The organism is Arthrobacter sp. Dra40 (assembly GCF_059091905.1).
The window spans coordinates 1-2,987 of sequence record NZ_JBNHHB010000388.1; the positions used below are offsets into that span (position 1 = coordinate 1).

A 2,987-nucleotide genomic window follows, 5' to 3' on the forward strand; every position below is an offset into this window, starting at 1 on the left:
GGGTGACCATCTGGCGGGCCGTGCCGGTGGCCTTCTCGATGTCGTTGGAGGCACCGGTCGACGGATCGTGGAAGACGATTTCCTCGGCGACACGGCCGCCCATGGCGTAGGCCAGCTGGTCCAGCAGCTCGTTGCGGGTGACCGAATACTTGTCGTCCTCGGGCACCACCATGGTGTAACCCAGGGCGCGGCCGCGGGGGAGGATGGTGACCTTGGTGACCGGCGCGGAGTAGCGCAGCGCGGCCGCCACCAGGGCATGTCCGCCTTCGTGGTAGGCGGTGATCTTGCGCTCGTGCTCCTTCATGACACGCGAGCGCTTCTGCGGCCCGGCCATCACCCGGTCGATGGCCTCGTCCAAAGCCCGGTCGTCAATCAGCTGGGCGTTCGAACGCGCAGTCAGCAGGGCGGCCTCGTTGAGGACGTTGGCCAGGTCCGCGCCGGTAAAGCCCGGCGCACGCTTGGCCAGGGACCGCAGGTCCACGCCCGGCGCCATGGGCTTGCCGGCGGCATGCACCTGCAGGATCTGGTGGCGGCCCTCGAGGTCGGGGGCTTCGACGGCGATCTGCCGGTCGAAGCGGCCCGGACGCAGCAGCGCCGGGTCCAGCACATCGGGGCGGTTGGTGGCGGCAATCAGGATGACATTCGTCTTGACGTCGAAGCCGTCCATTTCCACCAGCAGCTGGTTCAGCGTCTGTTCGCGTTCGTCGTTGCCGCCGCCGACGCCGGCGCCGCGGTGCCGGCCGACGGCGTCGATCTCATCGACGAAGATGATGGCCGGCGAATTGGTTTTCGCCTGTTCGAACAGGTCGCGGACGCGGGAGGCGCCGACACCCACGAACATCTCCACAAAGTCGGAGCCTGAAATCGAGAAGAACGGCACCCCTGCCTCACCGGCCACGGCGCGGGCCAACAGGGTCTTGCCGGTGCCGGGCGGACCGTAGAGCAGCACACCCTTGGGGATCTTCGCCCCCACGGCCTGGAACTTGGCCGGCTCGGAGAGGAACTCCTTGATTTCGTGCAGCTCCTCCACCGCCTCGTCCACGCCGGCGACGTCGGAGAAGGTCACCTGGGGCATGTCCTTGGAGATCATCTTGGCTTTGGACTTGCCGAACTGCATGACCTTGGAACCGCCGCCCTGCATGCGCGAGAGCAGGAACCAGAAGATCAGGCCGATGATCAGGATCGGCAGGATCAGGCCGATGAAGCTCATGAACCAGTTGTTCTCCACCGGCTGGTCGGTGAAGGTGTCCACCTTGGAGGCGTTGATCGCGTCCACGATGTCGGGACCACGGTCGCGGCTGTAGAAGAAGGTGATGGACTTGCCCTTGTTGGCACCGTCGATGACCAAATCCTGGCGCAAGGTAAGGTCAACGCTCTGGGCGCCGTCGTTCATGCGGGCTTGTTCTGCCTTGTCGTCCCGGAGCAGCCCAAGCCCCACGCTGGTATCGACCCGGGAGGACTGCGGGCCGGCAAGGTTGGGCACGGCGATCAGGAGGATAACCAGGACCAGGACGATCCAGATGATCGGTCCCTTGAAAAGGTTCTTCAATTTCATGCGACTTGGGGGCTTGCGCCCGTCCCTCCTGCTTGTCCGCGCGTGATGGCAGCCCATGGGCTACTACAGCTATACACCGTCCGTCATGGTTCACGCTCGACCGAGGCCATTAGTTCCCTCTCGGCGTAGCCCGACCTGCAGGGGACGCTGCGGTGGTTATTCGTAAATGTGCGGGGCCAGCGTGCCGATAAAGTCCAGGTTGCGGTAGCGCTCCGCGTAGTCCAGCCCGTAGCCAACCACGAACTCGTTCGGGATCTCGTAGCCGACGTACTTGACGTCGATTTCCACCTTGGCGGCATCGGGCTTGCGCAGCAGCGTGCAGATTTCAACGCTTGCCGGACCGCGCGAGATCAAGTTGGTCTTCAGCCAGGACAAGGTCAGGCCGGAGTCGATGATGTCCTCCACGATGAGCACGTGCTTGCCCATCAGGTCCGTCTCCAGGTCCTTCAGGATCCGCACCACACCCGAGGACTGGGTGCCGGAACCGTAGGAAGAGACCGCCATCCAGTCCATCTTGACGTGGCTGTGCAAGGCCCGGGCCAAATCCGCCATGACCATGACCGCGCCCTTGAGGACACCGACGATCAGCAGGTCGCGTCCTTCGTAGTCCTTGTCGATCTGTGCGGCCAGCTCGGCGACGCGCTGCTGGATCTGCTCCTTGGTGTAGAGGACGTGCTTGAGGTCTGCCTGGACGTCGTTGGAATCCACCACATGCTCCCGGGTCTAGCGTTCTGTCTGGCCGGGACTGCGGCCAGTTGTTCTCAACACAAGATTGCCATAGCCGGTGCCATCTTGGGGAACCGCAGTGGCAGCAGTCCGGCGGAAGACACTGACGAATCCGGCCAGCTGCACCGGGCCCGCCGAACCTTGGCGCCGCAGCAGCGACTCGGCTGCCAGCAGCCGTTCGTAACTTGGGTTTTCGCCGCCCAGTTCGGCCGTTGCCAGCGCGATGACGCGGTGCTTCATGGCGGCCGGCAGTTGCTCCATGCCGTCGCGCCGCAGCTCCAGCCCGTCCGGCGTCACGACGCGCACCCGCCGGTACTCTTCCGCCGCCTGCGCCTGCAGGTAGTCGGCGTCGGCCGCCAGTATCCGTGCCGAACGCCACAGCGCTTCCGCAACACCGGGGCCCATCTCCTCTTCCAGGAACGGCATCACCCGGGTCCGGATGCGGGAGCGCATAAAGTGCGGATCGCTGTTGGCCGGGTCATGCCAGGGCTGCAGCCCGGCAATCGCGCAGATCTCCTCGGTGTCCTGCCGGCGCAGCGCCAGGAACGGACGCAGATACAGCCCCCGCTTCTCCGGCATACCCGCCAACGACCGGGTGCCCGAGCCGCGGCCCAGGCCCAGCAGCACCTGCTCGGCCTGGTCGTCGAGTGTGTGTCCCAGCAGCACGGCGGCCGCGCCGAGCTCGGCCGCGGCGGCATCCAGTGCC

Annotated in this window: 3 protein-coding genes; all 3 read right to left on the bottom strand. The window is 65.6% G+C overall.

Features of this window, described 5'->3' with window-relative positions:
- A partial coding sequence (gene ftsH, locus AC5RWT_RS36225; RefSeq protein ID WP_494084439.1) for an ATP-dependent zinc metalloprotease FtsH occupies positions 1-1,555 on the bottom strand: 1,555 nt, incomplete at its 3' end.
- A 156-nt stretch (positions 1,556-1,711) separates the two neighbouring features.
- Positions 1,712-2,263: a hypoxanthine phosphoribosyltransferase gene (gene hpt / locus AC5RWT_RS36230; RefSeq protein WP_353916673.1), complete on the bottom strand. Its 552-nt coding sequence runs from the start codon at positions 2,261-2,263 to the stop codon at positions 1,712-1,714.
- Positions 2,264-2,278: 15 nt separating this feature from the next.
- On the bottom strand, positions 2,279-2,987 hold a 709-nt coding region (locus tag AC5RWT_RS36235; RefSeq protein WP_494084440.1), incomplete at its 5' end, for a tRNA lysidine(34) synthetase.